15 protein-coding genes are annotated in these 16,478 nt (G+C 66.4%); 5 read left to right on the top strand and 10 right to left on the bottom strand.

What is annotated here, in order from left to right; genetic code table 11:
- The 4 genes from C8P69_RS20875 to C8P69_RS20860 all read right to left on the bottom strand — a co-directional run.
- The coding region (locus C8P69_RS20875) for an efflux RND transporter permease subunit (protein ID WP_146167400.1) at positions 1-290 on the bottom strand (290 nt) is incomplete at its 3' end.
- Between the two features lie 4 nt (positions 291-294).
- Positions 295-1,434 carry an efflux RND transporter periplasmic adaptor subunit gene (locus tag C8P69_RS20870; protein ID WP_108179390.1) on the bottom strand — a complete coding sequence of 380 codons (1,140 nt, stop codon included), beginning with the start codon at positions 1,432-1,434 and terminating at the stop codon, positions 295-297.
- Between the two features lie 577 nt (positions 1,435-2,011).
- Positions 2,012-2,995 carry a sensor histidine kinase gene (locus tag C8P69_RS20865; RefSeq protein ID WP_108179389.1) on the bottom strand — a complete coding sequence of 328 codons (984 nt, stop codon included), beginning with the start codon at positions 2,993-2,995 and terminating at the stop codon, positions 2,012-2,014.
- Between the two features lie 100 nt (positions 2,996-3,095).
- Positions 3,096-4,214: an extracellular catalytic domain type 1 short-chain-length polyhydroxyalkanoate depolymerase gene (locus C8P69_RS20860; RefSeq protein WP_108179388.1), complete on the bottom strand. Its 1,119-nt coding sequence runs from the start codon at positions 4,212-4,214 to the stop codon at positions 3,096-3,098.
- Between the two features lie 255 nt (positions 4,215-4,469).
- Here C8P69_RS20860 and ubiE point away from each other — a divergent pair, with 255 nt between their 5' ends.
- Both ubiE and ubiB read left to right on the top strand, forming a co-directional pair.
- Positions 4,470-5,222: a bifunctional demethylmenaquinone methyltransferase/2-methoxy-6-polyprenyl-1,4-benzoquinol methylase UbiE gene (gene ubiE / locus C8P69_RS20855; RefSeq protein WP_108179387.1), complete on the top strand. Its 753-nt coding sequence runs from the start codon at positions 4,470-4,472 to the stop codon at positions 5,220-5,222.
- Between the two features lie 4 nt (positions 5,223-5,226).
- On the top strand, positions 5,227-6,795 hold the full coding sequence (gene ubiB, locus C8P69_RS20850) for a 2-polyprenylphenol 6-hydroxylase (RefSeq protein WP_108179386.1): 1,569 nt from the start codon (positions 5,227-5,229) through the stop codon (positions 6,793-6,795).
- Between the two features lie 199 nt (positions 6,796-6,994).
- Here ubiB and dapE read toward each other — a convergent pair whose 3' ends face one another.
- The 4 genes from dapE to dapD all read right to left on the bottom strand — a co-directional run bounded on the left by dapE (position 6,995) and on the right by dapD (position 10,054).
- Entirely contained in the window at positions 6,995-8,155 is a 1,161-nt protein-coding gene (gene dapE, locus C8P69_RS20845) for a succinyl-diaminopimelate desuccinylase (RefSeq protein ID WP_108179385.1), read from the bottom strand.
- A complete protein-coding gene (locus C8P69_RS20840) occupies positions 8,152-8,607 on the bottom strand; it encodes a DUF805 domain-containing protein (RefSeq protein ID WP_108179384.1) in 456 nt (151 codons plus the stop codon). The genes dapE and C8P69_RS20840 overlap by 4 nt, the downstream gene beginning before the upstream one ends.
- A gap of 123 nt (positions 8,608-8,730) precedes the next feature.
- Positions 8,731-9,198, bottom strand: coding sequence for a DUF805 domain-containing protein (locus C8P69_RS20835; RefSeq protein WP_170118327.1), 468 nt, complete (start codon positions 9,196-9,198; stop codon positions 8,731-8,733).
- Between the two features lie 13 nt (positions 9,199-9,211).
- Positions 9,212-10,054 (bottom strand): 2,3,4,5-tetrahydropyridine-2,6-dicarboxylate N-succinyltransferase, encoded by an 843-nt coding sequence (gene dapD / locus C8P69_RS20830; protein ID WP_108179382.1) that lies wholly within the window; start codon positions 10,052-10,054, stop codon positions 9,212-9,214.
- A gap of 192 nt (positions 10,055-10,246) precedes the next feature.
- Here dapD and C8P69_RS20825 point away from each other — a divergent pair, with 192 nt between their 5' ends.
- Complete coding sequence (locus C8P69_RS20825) at positions 10,247-11,524, top strand: hemolysin family protein (protein ID WP_108179381.1); 1,278 nt, start codon at positions 10,247-10,249, stop codon at positions 11,522-11,524.
- Between the two features lie 121 nt (positions 11,525-11,645).
- The gene (locus C8P69_RS20820; protein WP_108179392.1) at positions 11,646-12,179 is read left to right on the top strand and encodes a VOC family protein; all 534 of its coding nucleotides are present in this window, start codon (positions 11,646-11,648) and stop codon (positions 12,177-12,179) included.
- Positions 12,180-12,183: 4 nt separating this feature from the next.
- Here C8P69_RS20820 and C8P69_RS20815 read toward each other — a convergent pair whose 3' ends face one another.
- Together C8P69_RS20815 and C8P69_RS20810 are read right to left on the bottom strand one after the other, a co-directional pair.
- The gene (locus tag C8P69_RS20815) at positions 12,184-13,377 is read right to left on the bottom strand and encodes a mannosyltransferase family protein (RefSeq protein WP_108179380.1); all 1,194 of its coding nucleotides are present in this window, start codon (positions 13,375-13,377) and stop codon (positions 12,184-12,186) included.
- A gap of 3 nt (positions 13,378-13,380) precedes the next feature.
- Positions 13,381-14,391 (bottom strand): NADP-dependent oxidoreductase, encoded by a 1,011-nt coding sequence (locus C8P69_RS20810; RefSeq protein WP_108179379.1) that lies wholly within the window; start codon positions 14,389-14,391, stop codon positions 13,381-13,383.
- 224 nt (positions 14,392-14,615) lie between these two features.
- Here C8P69_RS20810 and C8P69_RS23615 point away from each other — a divergent pair, with 224 nt between their 5' ends.
- On the top strand, positions 14,616-16,475 hold the full coding sequence (locus C8P69_RS23615) for a hypothetical protein (protein ID WP_170118325.1): 1,860 nt from the start codon (positions 14,616-14,618) through the stop codon (positions 16,473-16,475).
- The last annotated feature ends 3 nt before the right edge of the window (positions 16,476-16,478 follow it).

The following is a 16,478-nucleotide window of genomic DNA, read 5'->3' as shown; positions in this document are numbered from 1 at the left end:
AACTCGAAGGTCAGCAGCGCCACCGAATAGCGGGTGACGGAGCGCATGTGGACGAGGTTGGGAATGCCACGCGCGGCGATCTCGATGGGCGCGGTGACACGGCTTTCGAGCTCCTCCGGCGTCAGGCCGGCGGCGCGCATGGAGACGAGCACCTGCGTCGGCGCGACATCGGGGAACGCGTCGATGGGCAGCTTCAGATAGGCGTTGGCGCCCCAGGCGACGAGCGCGATGGCGGCAATGAAAGCGATGAGGCGCTGGCGCAGGGCCAGCTCGGTCAGGCGTCCGAGCATGGCCTCACTCCTCCCCGGTCTCGGAGAGTTCGGCGACGAGGGCGAGGAGGCCGCGGGTGGCGATCTCGGTGCCCGGCGGAAGGTCGGCGCGGAACGCCACGCCGCGCGCCGTCTCGGCGACGACCTGCACCGGCACGGCGAGGAAGCCGCTGGCATTGCGGGTGAAGACCCAGGTCCGGTCGCGATGGCGCACCACGCCTGAGGGCGGCGCCAGCCACTGGGCCAGCCCGCTCTGCTCCACACGGACGGAGACGTTCACGGCGAGGCCAGGCCTCACGCTGCCGCCATTGGTGTCGACCTCGGCAACCACCGCGACCGACTGGGTCGCGGCATCGACGGTCCGGCCGATGCGGATGACGCGGCCCTGCGCCCCTTGGGTCGGCAGGATGACGCGGGAGCCGACCTGCAAGGCGCCGAGGCGCGTCGCCGGTACCTGGATATTGACCCAGAGCGGGCTGAGGTCGGCAATAGTGAAGATCGGCGACGACGCGACGACACGCTCGCCGGCGCTGGCGTGACGAATGGTCACGACGCCGTCCATCGGCGCGCGCATCTCCAGGGAGGCCATCAGCCGGCGCGTCCGCCGCAGCGTCTCGACGCCCTCATCCGCCATGCCGATGAGCTTCAGCAGCTGGATCTGCTCGTCGAGCTTCGCAGCGGCATTCGTCGCCTCGGTCTCGGCGACGCGCAGGTCGCGCTCGGGGATCACCCGGCTTTCATGGAGCGAGCGGGAGCGGCGCAGCCGGTCCTGGGCGAGGCTCTCGTCGGCAATGGCGGTGAGGAAACCGCGCTGCGCCTCGATCAGCTCGGGCGAGCGCATGGTGGCGATGACCTGGCCCTTTCGCACGGCCTCGTCCGGGGCCACGAGCACGGTTTCGACGAGGCCCGCGGCGGGGGCGGCGACCACCCGGATCTGCTGGGGCGGAACGGCCACCATGCCGGGGAACGACAGGTCGGTGGCCCCGGATTCCGGCTGGATGGGGCTCAACTGGATGCCGGCGGCGCGCACCGCCCGTTCATCGATGGACAGGGGCACGGGCCGGAGGGCCGTAGATGACTCAAGGGCTGCGGCGCGGCCCGTGGGGATGACGGACAGGGCGATGAGCAGCGAGGCTGCGGCAGGTCGAAGGAACAGACGGGTCATGGCTTTGCAAACGGTGAGAGGCGCCCGCCGCGGTGCGGGGGCGATCGGGAAGGTCGGGGTGAGGGAAGCGGGTCAGGCGCGGCGATGACCAGGGGGCGGTGGCCGATGCGGCACACGGCCCCTTGCCGGTTCACGGGCCAGGGAGCTCCCAGCGGGCACGTCAGGCTCACGCGGGGCGTCAGAACGAGTTCGGTCAGTCATGGTCTTGCCAATCGGACCGGCGCAGAAAGGTCGTCAGGTCGCGACATCGCGAGATCGCCGGATGATCTCGCCAGAGGGGCCCGCGCCTCCATGCGCATGAACCATGCGCAATATATCAAAGGCTTTAAATCGCTAGGTCGTAGTCTCCACTGCTCAAGCGAGGCCTTAAAAAACCGGCATGCGCCTCGCCCGCAAAAATAAAACCAAACGTAAAGGATTTATTGATGCACGAAGCGATGACGACACTGAAGCAAATCAGCCGATCAAGGCGTGTGCACCATCTACGCGATGAGATATTCGTTGATCAGATGGCAGTTTGTCGCATAGCGGTAAAATAATACGTAGGAACGTTCACATCTTCGGGAATGAGAGCCGTCTAATTCGCCAGTTTCGAAGCGGTGACCATCAGGGTCACGACAAGGCCATCAGGCTCCCAGGCATAGTCGATGGAGCCGCCGAGATGGCCGTTGACGCTCCGCGTCACCAGCTGGCCCCCGTAGCCGCCATTGGTGGGGCGATCGACGCGGGGGCCTCCCCGCTCCAGCCAGACGATCTTGAGCTTGTCGCCCTCCAGCGCGCCGGACAGATCGAGCGTGCCCGTGTCCGATGACAGCGCCCCGTACTTCACGGAATTGGTCGCCAGCTCGTGCAGGACGAGCGCGAGGGTGGTCGCGGCGCCCTCGCCGACGCCCATGCGCGGCACCGCCACCCGGATGCGGCCGCTGAAGGCGCCGAGGTCCTCGTAAGGCGACAGCAGGATCACCAGCAGATCACCGAGCAGGGCTGCCTTGCCCTGGTGGCCGGGAAGCGGGCGGACGAGATCATGCGCCCGCCCGAGCGCCGTCAGGCGGCTGGTCAGGTCCTTCGCCATGTCGGCCGCCGTGGTGCAGGACCGCGAGGCGATCTGGGTGAGCCCCGAGGCGATGGCCAGCAGGTTCTTCACCCGATGGCTCATCTCGCCGGCGAGGAGCTCGTGGCCCTCTTCGGCCTGCTTGCGCCCGGTCACGTCGAGGAAGATGCCGTACATGAACCCCTGGTGCATGCCGATATCGCTGCCAAGGCCGCGGGCCGATATCCAGCGGATCTCGTCGCCGATCATGATGCGGAAGTCGGTCTCGTAGGAGCCCTCGATGCCGCGCGTCGCCGCGAAGGCGGCGCGCACGCGGTCCCTGTCGGCGGGGTGGATGCGGGCTGAGAGATCCTCGAAGCGCAGGGCGTCCGTGGGCTCGACGGCCCACATCACGAAACCCTGCTCGTCCATGTCGAAGCGGTCGTCGGCGACGTGCCAGGACCACAGCGAGACCCCCGCGGCCTGGATGGCGCGGCGCAGGCTGTCGGGCGTCCAGGAGCTCAGCGACATGGGGCAGCCGACAGGTTGTGAAGCTTGGCAGGTTACACCGATTTTATGCGCGGGATGCGTTTTTCTATGCGCACGACGCGCCGGCCGCAACCGAGCCCGGTTACCGCATCAGGCCGGCGGCCCTCAGCGCATCCTCGATGATCTTGCCGACGCCCCCGGTCGCCGAGGGAGGTGTCCACTGCGGAACGGATCGGTCAGCAAAGGGACGGCCCGGGGACAGGGAGGGTGTGACGCTCTCGCTGGGGGCGGAGGAGGACTGCACGGTCTCGGCTGTCGTCAATTGCCAGAAGCGCGCGATATGGAGCGTCGAGGAGATCCCGGCATCGAGCATGAAGGGCCCCGTGCTGCCGAGGCCGCCGGCGCCGTCGAGCGGCGCGCCATGGCCCATGCCGGCAATGCTGAACGCCTCGATCCGCGGCGACCCTGCCGCGTCGTGCCAGACGCGGCGGGTATGCGGGCCGAGACTGGTCTGCGCGGCGTCGACCTGTTCGACGCCATGCAAGCGGCTCCATTGCGCGACGAGGGCATCCATGTTGGCGGGTGCCACGGTCATGTCCGCGGCCCCATGCCACAGCGACAGCGTCGGCCAGGGGCCCGGATGGCTGGAGGCCTGCCGCACCTTGCTCTCGAGGTCGCGCCGCGCGGGCAGCCCATGGCCGCGCATCCGGTCGAAAGCCTCGGGCACGGACGCGGCGGAACCGAAGGGGAGCCCCGCAATGATCGCGCCGCTCGCGAAGAGTTCGGGATAGGTGGCGAGCATGGCGGCCGCCATGGCGCCGCCGGCGGAGAGGCCGGTGACGAAGACCCGGTCCCGGTCCAGCCCGTGAAGGCTGATCATGGTGCGGATCATCCGGGCGATCGACAGCGCCTCGCCGGACTCTCGCGCGACATCGCCAGGAGCGAACCAGTTGAAGCAGAGATTGGGATTGTTCGACCGCTGCTGCTCGGGAAACAGAACGGCAAAGCGCTCCAGGTCCGCCAGCCGGGACCAGCCCGTGCCGTGATCGTAGTCGGCGGCGGTCTGCGTGCAGCCGTGGAGTGCGACGACCAGCGGCGCCCCGGCCGGCAAGCCCTCGGGGACGTAGCAGAAGGCGGCCAGATCCCCGGGATTGGCGCCAAAGCCGCCCAGCGCGGTGAGGCGGGAGGGGACGGCCGGGTGCAGCGAGGGCTGCCCGCGGGCCGTCTTCAACCGGCTGATCAGATCGGAAAGGGAACGCATCGCAAGCTGTCCTCGTCGGTCATGCCGACTCAGCGATGACGACCATCAACCCATGGGGCAGGCACATGTTGCATCGCAGCATCAAAATGCCTGCCGTGCAAGGAGCCCGCCAAAGATCGTGCGCGGGTTCACTCCCGCTGCGGCGGGCAAACGCCCCATGTCAGGCACGGCGACTGGGCTAACGCCACGTTCCGCCCCACATAGCGCCGGCAGGACCATTCCGCTATGGTCCGGCCAACCTTACAGGACCTGGCCATGTCAGCAGCCGCCCAGACCGATTTCGGATTCCGCCGCGTCGACCTCGACGCCAAGCAAGACCTCGTGGACGACGTCTTCCACAAGGTCGCGGCGCGCTATGACCTGATGAACGACATGATGTCGGCCGGCCTCCACCGCGTCTGGAAGGACGTGATGGTGACACGGCTCGGTCTGTCGAAGACGCGGCCCTTCCGCCACCTCGATGTGGCCGGCGGCACGGGCGACGTCGCCTTCAAGGTGGTCGGTGCCGGCGAGCGCGCCACCGCCACCGTCTGCGACATCAACGGCGAGATGCTGAAGGTCGGCCAGGGCCGCGCCGACAAGCGCGGCCTGTCGGACCGCGTCACCTTCGTCCAGGGCAATGCCGAGGACCTGCCGTTCCCCTCCTCGCATTTCGACGGCTACACCATCGCCTTCGGCATCCGGAACGTGCCGCGCATCCAGAAGGCGCTCGACGAGGCCTATCGCGTGCTGCGCCCCGGCGGCCGGCTCCTGGTGCTGGAATTCTCGCCCGACGTGGTGCCCGGCCTCGACCGCGTCTACGACGCCTATTCGTTCACGGTGATCCCGCCCATGGGCCGCATGGTCACCGGCGATGCCCAGCCCTACCAGTATCTCGTCGAATCCATCCGCAAGTTCCCGCGCAACGACGTCTTCGCCGGCATGATCGCCAAGGCCGGCTTCTCGCGCGTCGAGGTCACGCCGATGACCGGCGGCATCGCCTGCCTCTCCGGCGGCTGGAAGATCTGACGCCGTGATCGCAGGTCTTCTCCATGCCATCCGCCTGGGGCGGGCCGGCTTCGTCTTCGCCCGCGAGGGCGTCCTCGCCCTTGTCGATCCCGCGGCGCTGCCGCCGCCGGCCCGGCTCGGCCTGCGCATCGCCCGCCTCATCGAGCGCCGCCGCGCCGGCACGCGCTCGGATCGCCTCACCGCCGCCCTCACCCGCCTCGGCCCGACCTATGTGAAGCTCGGCCAGTTCCTCTCGACCCGGCCGGACGTGGTCGGCCCGCTCATCGCGCGGGACCTCGAAAGCCTGCAGGACAAGGTGCCGCCCTTCGACCAGGCGACCGCCGAAGCCATCGTCGCCGAGACCCTCGGCGAGCCGGTCGCCTCCGCCTTCATCGCCTTCGGCCCGCCGATCGCCGCCGCCTCCATCGCCCAGGTCCATAAGGCCCGGGTGCGCGACGGCGAGGTGGAGCGCGACGTGGCGGTGAAGATCCTGCGGCCGAACGTGGCGGACCGCTTCCGCGCCGATCTCGCCGACTACTACTTCGCCGCCCATCTCGCCGAGCGCCTCGTGCCGGCAAGCCGCCGCCTCAAACCCCTCGGCATCGTCGACACCCTCGCCCGTTCCATGGCCATCGAGCTTGATCTGAGGCTCGAGGCGGCCGCGGCATCCGAAATGGCGGAGCGGACCAAGGACGATCCCGGCTTCCGCGTGCCCTCGGTCGACTGGAACCGCACCGGGCGCTCCGTCCTCACCACCGAATGGATCGACGGGCTGAAGCTGGGCGATCGTGCGGGCCTCGACGCCGCCGGCATCGATGCGCGGGCGCTTGGCCAGATCGTCATCCAGAGCTTCCTGCGCCATGCGCTGCGCGACGGCTTCTTCCATGCCGACATGCACCAGGGCAATCTGTTCGCCGACCGCGATGGCAATCTCGTCGCCGTCGATTTCGGCATCATGGGCCGCATCGGCCCGAAGGAGCGCCGTTTCCTCGCCGAGATCCTGCTGGGCTTCATCACCAAGCAGTATCGCCGCGTCGCCGAGGTGCATTTCGAAGCCGGCTATGTGCCGGCCCACCATTCCATCGATGAGTTCGCACAGGCCATCCGCGCCATCGGCGAGCCGATCCATTCGCGCACCGCCGACCAGATTTCCATGGCGAAGCTCCTGTCCCTGCTCTTCGAGGTGACGGCGATCTTCGACATGAAGACCCGCACGGAGCTGATCCTGCTGCAGAAGACCATGGTGGTCGTCGAGGGCGTCGCCCGCTCGCTCGATCCGCGGCTCGACATCTGGACCAGCTCGGAGCCTGTGGTGCGCGAGTGGATCACCCGCAATCTCGGTCCGGTCGGGCGCATCGAGGAGGCGGGCGCCGGCGTCCGCGAGGTCGGGCGCGTCATCGCCGAGGCGCCGGCCCTGCTGACGCGCGCCGCCATGCTGTCGGAGCGCATCGACGAATTGACCCGCGAGGGCTTCGTGCTCGCCCCGGACTCGCTCAAGGGCATTGGCGAGGCCGAGGCCCGCCGCAACCGCTCCTCGACGGTGGCGCTGTGGATCATCGCCGCGCTGCTGGCGGCGAACCTGATCTGGGGGTGAGCCATCCGGAGAAGTGGTGCGGCTGGCAGGCCCCACCCGCACCCTCCCCTTCTCGCATTGCTCGAAGGAGAGGGGGACCATGACGTCCCACCTTCTTCATGGTCGGTCGCGCCTGGCCCCGCCGTTGCGAACAAGGCGGGAGCTGGTAGTCCCCCTCCCCGCGCAGCGGGGAGGGTGAGGGTGGGGCATTCCAGGGTCCCTAACCCCCGAAATACCGATCAATGATCCGCCGGTAGATCGCCGTCAGCGCCACCAGATCCTCGACCCCCACCCGCTCGTCCACCGCGTGCATGGTCTGGCCGACAAGGCCGAACTCGATCACCGGGCAATAGTCCTTGATGAACCGCGCGTCCGACGTGCCGCCGGTGGTCGACAGTTCCGGGCTTCGTCCGGTGACCTCGGCAATGGTCTCGGCGACCATCTCGACGAAGGGGCCGGGCTTGGTGATGAAGCTCTGCGAATTGCCTCGCGCGTAGCTGACCGACGGCGTGATGCCCGGCCGCGCCGCCTCGGCCACGACGGCCTCGATCCGCGCCTTCAGGCTGTCGAGCGTATGCTCGTCGTTGAAGCGGATGTTGAACCGGGCGGTCGCCGCCTGCGGGATGACATTGGTCGCGCCATTGCCGACATCGATGGAGGTGATCTCCAGGTTCGAGGGCTGGAAATGGGCGTTGCCCGCATCGAGCGGCTCGGCGGTCAGCCGGTTGAGGATCGCCAGAAGGACGGGGATCGGGTTGGCCGCCCGCTGCGGATAGGCGACATGCCCCTGTCGGCCCCCGACCGTGACGATGGCCGAGAGCGAGCCGCGCCGGCCGATCTTGATCATGTCGCCGAGGGCCTCGGGATTGCTCGGCTCGCCGACGATGCAATGGTCGAAGCGCTCGCCGCGCTGATGCGCCCAGGCGATGAGCTTCTCCGTGCCGTTGACCGAGGGGCCTTCCTCGTCGCCGGTGATGAGGAAGCTGATCGAGCCCTTCGGCTTGCCGCCCTCGGCGGCCACATGGTCCAGCGCCGCTGCGAGGAAGCAGGCGATGCCGCCCTTCATGTCCACTGCGCCACGGCCATAGAGCTGGCCGTCGACGATCTCGCCGGCAAAGGGCCCGTGGCGCCACTGGCCGGCATCGCCGGGTGGCACCACGTCGGTATGGCCGGCAAAGGTCAGGTGCGGGCCCTCGGTGCCGATGCGGGCATAGAGGTTGTCCACGTCCGGCGTGCCCGGCTCGGAGAAGGTGACGCGCTCGACCGTGAAGCCGGCAGGCTTCAGGACGCTTTCGAGGAAGGCGAGGGCACCGCCCTCCGCCGGTGTGACGGAGGGGCACTGGATGAGGGCGCGCGCCAGCGCGACCGGATCGGATGTCATGTCTGAGGAACTTCCAGGGGATCGGGGCCATAGCGGTTCGGGCCGCGGGTGCCCTGGAAGAAGCCGAGATCGACCAGCGCCCAGAGGCCCGCCAACGCGATGGCGATGGAGAAGAGATTGGCGAGCAGGCTCTGCCCGCCCATGGTCATCGGCAGCACGATGGCCTGGAGCTGGAAGGCGATGTTGAGCGCCGTCAGGGCCTGGACATAGGTCTGCGGGTAGTCGCGGTCGTTCGAGCGCTTCACCATGAGGAAATAGCCCGGCAGGGCCATGGCGAGGCCGGCGAGACCGATGAGGATGATCGCGCCCCACATGCCGCCGATCATCGAGCCGATCGCGCCCAGAACCACGCTGAGCACGATATTGGCGACGATCAGGATGGCGATGCCGATCCAGAAGTCACGGCGGGGAATGCGGCCATCGCCGTTCAGGAAAAGATATTGAAAGTCCATGGGTCTGCCTCGGGTCTGACACTGCCGGAAACGCCACCCGTGCCAAGGGTGGCCGGTGGCGCCCGCAAGGTCAACGCCGAAGGTTTCCGCCCCATGTCGCCCACCGGGGCCTCGTCGCACAGGTCAGGCGAGCGGGTCGGGCCCATGGGCGTTGGGGCCCTCCTGCCCGCGCAGGAGGCCAAGGTCGATGACGAGGACGATCAGGGCGATGAGCACCCACAGCCCGAGGATCGACAGCACGGGTCCGACAGGGCCCGAGGAATCGAGATAGCCGAGCACCTGCAGCACCGTCACGAGGAAGGCGGGGAGGAACAGGAAGAGCAGGTAGAGGTCGGAATGGCCGCGATCGTGGGCCCGTTTGATGGCGAGCGCCAGCGAGGGATAGAGGAAGGCGAGCCCCACCACCGCCGCGGCGGGATTGCCGCCGAGGCTCAGGGCCACGCGATCGGCCAGATAGGCCACGATGTTGAGAGCCGCGGCGGCGATCCAGAACGGCAGCCGCGGAATGCGCCCCTCGAAGGAGAGCAGGAGATAGGACCAGACGGCGGGGACCGCCCAGACCTTCCGGCTCGTCCAGTCGAAGCGGGCCACGGGACCTGCCGCCTCAGTCGCGCAGCAGTTCGTTGATGCCGGTCTTGGAGCGGGTCTTCTCGTCCACCGTCTTGACGATGACGGCGCAATAGGTCGACGGGCCCCAGTTCTCGCCCGGCAGCGCCTTGCCCGGCAGGTTGCCGGAGACGACGACCGAATAGGGGGGCACGCGCCCGACATGGATCTCGCCGGTCTGGCGGTCGACGATCTTGGTCGAGGCCGAGAGATAGACGCCCATCGAGATCACCGAGCCCTGGCCGACGACGACGCCCTCGACCACCTCGGAGCGCGCGCCGATGAAGCAGTTGTCCTCGATGATCGTCGGGTTCGCCTGCAGCGGCTCCAGCACGCCGCCGATGCCGACGCCGCCGGAGAGGTGCACGTTCTTGCCGATCTGGGCGCAGGACCCGACCGTCGCCCAGGTGTCGACCATCGTGCCCTCGTCGACATAGGCGCCGAGATTCACGAAGGAGGGCATCAGCACGACATTCCTGGCGATGAAGGCCGAGCGGCGCACGACGCAGTTCGGCACGGCGCGGAAGCCGGCGCGGGAGAATTCGGGGGCGCCCCAGCCGTCGAACTTCGAGGGCACCTTGTCCCACCAGGATGAGCCGCCCGGGCCGCCGGCAATGGTGGTCATGTCGTTGAGGCGGAAGGACAGCAGCACCGCCTTCTTCAGCCACTGGTGCACGACCCACTCGCCGGTCTCCTTCGAGGCAACGCGCAGCGTGCCGGCATCGAGCAGGTCGAGGGCGGTGTCGACGGCCTCGCGGATCTCGCCCTTGGTCGCCGCCGTCACCTCGGCGCGGTTCTCGAAGGCGGTCTCGATGACGGACTGGAGCTGGGCGTGGGACATGGTGCGGGTTCCGCGGGAGGCCAGGATCGGTCGCGCCTTGTCCCCGTGCCTTGGGGTCCTGTCAAGCGAGGCGGTGACGCGCACATGCCGGCTGCGACGGCAGGCCATGGCGCGATGCGCCCTCCATCCTGTATGAGGAGCGCCGGAAGCGGGCCGATATCGAGTGCGGCAACCGCATCATGCGAGAGATCGTTGTACCTCGAGATAGCGATTATCCTGGTCTTGACCGTCGTCAACGGCGTCCTGGCCATGTCCGAACTGGCGGTGGTCTCCTCCCGCCCCGCGCGTCTCAAGGTGCTGAGCGAACAGGGTAGCCGCGGTGCCGGCACCGCCCTCCGGCTGGCCGAGCATCCCGGCCGCTTCCTCTCCACCGTCCAGATCGGCATCACCCTCGTCGGCGTGCTCTCTGGCGCCTTCTCGGGCGCGACCCTCGGCGTGCGCGCGAGCGACGGCCTGCAGGAGCTCGGCCTCTCGCAGAACATCGCGGAATGGCTCGGCGTCGGCGCGGTGGTCATCCTCATCACCTATCTGTCGCTGATCATCGGCGAACTGGTTCCCAAGCAGGTCGCCCTGCGCGACCCCGAGCGCATCGCTGTGATGGTGGCCCCGGCCATGTCGCTGCTGTCGCGCGTCGCCGCTCCACTCGTCTGGCTCCTCGACAATTCCGGCCGCCTGGTCCTGACGCTCCTCGGCCAGCGTGGCGAGAGCGGCGAGAAGGTCACCGAGGAGGAGGTGAAGACCATCATCGCCGAGGCGGAGACCGCCGGCGTGATCGAGCGCGACGAGGGCGAGATGATCGCCGGCGTCATGCGCCTTGCCGACCGCACCGCCAACGCGCTGATGACGCCCCGTCGCGAGGTGGAGGTCATCAATCTTGCCGAGCCGCTGGACACCATCCGCCAGCGCGCCGTGGCGACGCGCCGTTCGCGCCTGCCCGTGCAGGACGGCGATTCCGATTCCATCGTCGGCATCATCCTCGCCAAGGACCTGCTGGAGGCCTTCGGCGCCCGGGGCCGCCCGGACATGGCCAGCCTCATCCAGGACGTGCCGGTGGTGCTGGACCGCACGCCGGCCCTCGACGTGCTCAGGGCGCTGCGCGCCTCCAACGCCCACATGGTGCTGGTCTTCGACGAGTACGGCCATTTCGAGGGCTTGATCACCGCCAACGACGTGCTCGAGGCCATTGTCGGCGCCCTGCCCGACGAGGCGGACGAGGAGCCCGCGGTGGTCGCCCGCGCCGACGGCTCGCTGCTGGTGGCTGGCTGGATGGCGGCGGACGAATTCGCCGCCCAGTTCGGCGTCGCCATGGACCGCGATGCGGATTTCCACACCGTGGCCGGCTTCGTGCTGCATGAGATGCAGCGCCTGCCGCAGGTGGGCGAGGCCTTCGACAAGGGCGGCTGGCGCTTCGAGGTGATCGACCTGGACGGCCGCCGCATCGACAAGATCCTCGCAACCCGCATCGGCTGATCCGCACGCTGATTTTGCATGACTGCAAGAATCCACTTGCCGCTCTCGCATCAGCCGGGCGGCAGGCGCATGTTTTGGGACGACGCGGCGCGCAGCCGCAAACGATCCGAGGAGCATGACCATGACCACCGCCACTGCCGCCCCTCTCGTCCCCACGGAGAGCCCGCCGCGCCCCGTCGCCGCCGGCACCCGCATCGGCCATGTCCACCTGAAGGTGGCCGATCTCGACCGTTCGCTCGCCTTCTACCGCGACGTCCTCGGCTTCGAGGTCACCCAGCGCTACGGCGACCAGGCGGTGTTCCTGTCGGCCGGCGGCTATCACCACCATATCGGCCTCAACACCTGGGAGAGCCGGGGCGGCCGCCCGCCCGCGCCGGGCACGACCGGCCTCTATCACACGGCGATCCTCTATCCCGACCGTGCAGCGCTCGCCGATGCCCTGCGCCGCCTCGTCGAGGCCGGCATCCGCCTGGATGGCGCCAGCGACCACGGGGTGAGCGAGGCGCTCTATCTCTCCGATCCCGATGGCAACGGCGTCGAGCTCTACCGCGACCGGCCCGAGGCGGAATGGCCGCGCAATGCCGACGGCACGCTCGCCATGGTGACGAAGCGCCTCGACCTCAACGCGCTGCTGGCCGAGGCCCCCGCCGCCTGACGCCTCACCCCGCCCAGTGCCAGCCACTGAACCGGGCGGTGATGACGAAGAGCCCGATGGCCCCCGCCGCGAGCACGGCGAGGGTCAGCCGCGGGCGGTGCTCCAGCAGCAGCGCCGCGGTCACCATGGCCGGAAAGACGATGAGGACGTAGCGCGGCATCGAGCCGAGCCCCGGCAACCCGGTGGCAACGGTGAGATAGGGAATGGCCAGCGCGAGGGCGCCATAGAGCGTCCAGGTCCAGGGCAGCCGCCAGGCACCGATGACCACCAGCGCCGTGAAGACCAGGAACCACGGCACGCCCCCGTTGGTGGACAGGATCGGCCGCAGCGTCACCACCCGCCACAGCCGCTGGCCAGCGCCGAGGGCGCCGGACCAGGCCTCCTGGCCCCGCAGGAAGGCCAGCGGATCGCCGAACACCCAGGCCTGCCAGGCCATGAACGCCAGGAGCCCGCCGATGCCGACGAGGCCGAGCGCCGCGCCGAGGACGAGGCGTCGCGGGACAGGCCCCGCACCGGCGAGCACGACCTGCGCGACCAGGGCCGCCGTTGCGGCGACCGAGGTGAGCCGGGCCGCGGTGGCGAGGCCCGCCGCCAGGGCGGCCGCCCAGAACCAGCCGCGCGCCATGGCAAGGAACATCAGCAGCACGAGGACCAGCGTGACCTGCTCCGTATAGGCGGAGGACAGGAACACCGAGGTGGGCGTGAAGGCGAGGATCGCCGCCGAGAGGATCGCGACCTTCGGCCCGAAAACCGGCCGCACCAGCGCCGCCAGCAGGCCGACGGCCGCGAGGGATGCCAGGTTCCCCACCACCAGCAGGGCGTCGAAACCGCGCAGGCCGGTGACGACCGACAGGCCCCGCGCGAGCATGGGCAGGAGCGGGAAGAAGACGATGGAGGCCTCGGCCTGGGGCGTCGCACCGACGCGGTAGCCCTCGCGCACGATGCTCATGTACCAGCCGGCGTCCCAGCGCAGCAGCCGGTGGAACCAGTACTCCCCGACGCTCCACAGGCCCGGCCCGGTGCGCGGGGCGATGACGATGTCGGCGAAGATCACGCCGAGCCAGACCACCACCCGCGATGCCGCGAAGATCAGGATGGCGGTGGCGACCGGATGGGCGAGGGCCAGCGCGGCAATGCGGTCCGGCAGCGAGGGCGCGCCGAGGCCGGATGCGGCCGGGCTGTCGGAAACCGGCGTCATCGATCAGCCATGCAGCCGGATGAGCCGCTTGCCGCGGTTCTCGCCACGATAGAGCGAGGCGATGGCATCGGGCGCCGCCGCGATGCCTTCCAGGATGTCCTCGGCATAGCGCAGCTCGCCGCTGCGCACCCACCCGGCAAGGCGGGCCAGCGCCTCGGGGAAGCGGTGGGCATAGTCGAAGGCGAGCACGCCCTGCATCCGCGCGCGCTTGACGAGGAGGTGCCGCTCGGGGCGCGGTCCCGCCGGCCAGGGGTCCCAGGAGGCGACGGAGGCCGTGCCACAGATCACCACCCGCGCGCCCATGGCGAGGGTCCTGAGCACCGCGTCGGAGACGGCGCCGGAGGTGTTGTCGAAATAGACGTCGACGCCGCGCGGGCAGGCCTCGGCCACCGCCGCCGCGAGGTCGTTCGTCGCCTTGTAGTCGATGGCGGCGTCATAGCCGAAATCGTCGAGGCATTGCCGCACCTTCGCCGCGCCGCCGGCAATGCCGACCGTGCGGCAGCCCATGAGCCTGGCGATCTGCCCCACCGCCGAGCCGACCGAACCGGCGGCGGTCGAGACCAGCACCGTGTCGCCGGGCTTGGGGCAGCCGACATCGAGGAGGCCGAAATAGGCCGTGACGCCGTTGAGGCCGAGCACGCCGAGCGAGGTGGAGAGCGGCAGGTCGGTCTCGGTGACCTTGCGGCTGACCGCCGAGGCCGGCACCACCGCCACCTCCTGCCAGCCGAACATGCCCGTCACCTTGTCGCCGGGCCGGTAGCCCGGATGCTCCGAGGCGATCACCTCGCCGGAAGCGAAGGAGCGCATCACCTCGCCGATGCCAACCGGCTCGGCATAGTTCGCCACCGCCGAGACCCAGCCGCGCATGGCCGGCTCGACCGACAGGAACTGGTTGCGCACGACGACCTCGCCGGGTTTCGGCGCCAGCGGCTCATGGGCCTCGACGCGGAAATGCTCAGCCTGCGGAATGCCGTCGGGACGGGCGGCGAGGACGACGCGGCGGGAGAGGGGCATACGAAGCTCCGTTTGAGCCTTGACGAAGTCGACGAACGCGCTGAACGTTCCAACTGATAATGGCTCGCTTAAAGCACGTTTGGAGCTTTGCTACGTCGTCGCTATTTGATCAGTTGACCCAGAAGCGAGAGCTTCCACACCCGACCAGCCGGACGTTCAACGGTGTTTCGTGGGTCGAAGCGTTTTTGCGCCTAGAGAAGCCTTCCCCGCGAGACAAAGACCTATTGGACGCCGCGCTTTTTTTTGGCCAAGAGATATCAAGTTTCAGGCGCGCCGTTGAAGATAAGATATTTCCAAATTTATCTCGATCTTCAGCAATTATTTTAACTTTAGCACTGGCGAACCGTAATTTCAACGTCGTTAAGCAGAAAGCATCCGACGCACTACGGAAGCACGAGGGCATCGCGCACCTTAACACTTTGTCCAAAATTCCAATCAAGACTGGCTTCGATGGAAACGAGCTTGATGTCGATAGTCTCATCACCTCACTTGTTGACTCGATTCCAAATTACCTGGAGCGCGCATTCCGAAGAGATGAAACGCCACATTGTGCACTGCGTTTGAACACCAGCGGGATAGTGACCGATTTTTTCGTTCTTTCCATTGAGAGGACGTTGCGAGATTTTTGGCACCAGGTCCTTTGGGACGAGTGGTATATTGATGACAATCAGAAGGAAATCTGTCTTACGCCCAGGAATAGCGAGCTAGCCGTGATATGGGAGGCGGGTCTCTGGAGGCAGGAGAGCATACTAACTCAAACAAACGTTCTCGATTCTGTTGAGACTCGGGAACGATTGCGCTCCGGCCAGCGGATTCCCCCAGCAGTTCCGAAAACAATAACTGGCATAGGAGGAAACAGTAAATCAAATAGGCGATTTCGCATCGGTGACGTTTCCGGCGCGTCGAAAAGTCAAAGACTCCACCAAGCCGAGATTAATATTCTAAGTAACTCATACCTAGCTCCCTTTCTAGACGAATCACTTAAATCGGCTGATGCAAATTTATCATGTAGACTACTTCAGAATGTTTGGTGTATTCTGCGTGATGCCTGCGAAATTTTGCTGCGAAAAAATCCAAAGTGGGAACTAAGTTACGATGCCGCGGCGTCCTGGTCGCTGAATACGGACAAGAGAGATTTGATTCGGGCGATTTCCGAATGCCTCTCCGAGAAGGACACTGTAATCGCTGCTTGCATTGATTTCCTGTCCGCGGACAGCAATATAAGTCATTTGTTTTCGAGAGGTGTGTGGGCCTTTCCAATTGTCCCTGTAGGAGACGATCGACTTTGCATCGCATTCGCTCCTATCTCTTCAGGATCGGTGATCCGTCGCGTAGAGGGGTGGCTTGCTAAAGCTGGTTTCAGTGACGAAGCAGCAGATGTTCGACGCGGATTACAATTTGAGGCGAGCTTTCGAAAGACGATCTGCGAGCTAATAGCCGGTAACAAATATCTAACTTCCACACGCTGCGTAGAAAATTCCGTCACAATCGGCGGAGAGCAAATAGATTTTTTATGCAAAATTGACCGTCGGCTGATTATAGGAGAAATAAAATGCCTGATTCAGCCGACAGAGCCCATGGAACGGTACAACTATAGGAGAAAATTACAAAAAGCGTCAGATCAAGTGCACCGCAAGACACTTATCTTGAAGCAAAATTGGGAAAAAATTGCGCGCATTTTCGACATTGAACCGTCAACATTGAGCCAATTCGAAATAACTGAGATTGTTATAATCAATAATTGCCTTGGAACTGGTTTAAGATTTGACAACGTCATTGTAACAGATGACAATATAATGAAAATATTCTTTGGCTCACCTGATTATGTAAGCGGCCTCAAATTTGATTTGATTAAAAATCAAATAGAGACGCGCTCTGAAATGCTGTACAAAAATGACGCAGAGGCGAGCAAAAGCTTCGAGAAAATAGCTAACCGCCCAGTCCTTCTCAAAAATCTTATCGAAAACACGCAGTGGAAAAGAGGAAAATTCCCTCGTAGCAACGGGGAAAAATTCCAGTTTATGCACTGCGTGCTTTCAGAAACCTTCGCGACAGACGACGCTGTTCGCTTTGGTGAAGCGTAACTG

Origin of the sequence: Phreatobacter oligotrophus (genome assembly GCF_003046185.1) — a bacterium.
GTDB lineage: Bacteria > Pseudomonadota > Alphaproteobacteria > Rhizobiales > Phreatobacteraceae > Phreatobacter > Phreatobacter oligotrophus.
The sequence above is the reverse complement of the archived record's forward strand: the minus strand, read 5'-3'. Positions and strand labels throughout refer to the sequence as shown.

What these genes read in the sequence shown, in the direction of transcription:
- C8P69_RS20870 (WP_108179390.1), bottom strand. Translation starts at nt 1,434, where the DNA reads ATGACCCGTCTGTTCCTTCGACCTGCCGCAGCCTCGCTGCTCATCGCC.
- C8P69_RS20865 (WP_108179389.1), bottom strand. Translation starts at nt 2,995, where the DNA reads ATGTCGCTGAGCTCCTGGACGCCCGACAGCCTGCGCCGCGCCATCCAG.
- C8P69_RS20860 (WP_108179388.1), bottom strand. Translation starts at nt 4,214, where the DNA reads ATGCGTTCCCTTTCCGATCTGATCAGCCGGTTGAAGACGGCCCGCGGG.
- ubiE (WP_108179387.1), top strand. Translation starts at nt 4,470, where the DNA reads ATGTCAGCAGCCGCCCAGACCGATTTCGGATTCCGCCGCGTCGACCTC.
- dapE (WP_108179385.1), bottom strand. Translation starts at nt 8,155, where the DNA reads ATGACATCCGATCCGGTCGCGCTGGCGCGCGCCCTCATCCAGTGCCCC.
- C8P69_RS20840 (WP_108179384.1), bottom strand. Translation starts at nt 8,607, where the DNA reads ATGGACTTTCAATATCTTTTCCTGAACGGCGATGGCCGCATTCCCCGC.
- dapD (WP_108179382.1), bottom strand. Translation starts at nt 10,054, where the DNA reads ATGTCCCACGCCCAGCTCCAGTCCGTCATCGAGACCGCCTTCGAGAAC.
- C8P69_RS20820 (WP_108179392.1), top strand. Translation starts at nt 11,646, where the DNA reads ATGACCACCGCCACTGCCGCCCCTCTCGTCCCCACGGAGAGCCCGCCG.
- C8P69_RS20815 (WP_108179380.1), bottom strand. Translation starts at nt 13,377, where the DNA reads ATGACGCCGGTTTCCGACAGCCCGGCCGCATCCGGCCTCGGCGCGCCC.
- C8P69_RS20810 (WP_108179379.1), bottom strand. Translation starts at nt 14,391, where the DNA reads ATGCCCCTCTCCCGCCGCGTCGTCCTCGCCGCCCGTCCCGACGGCATT.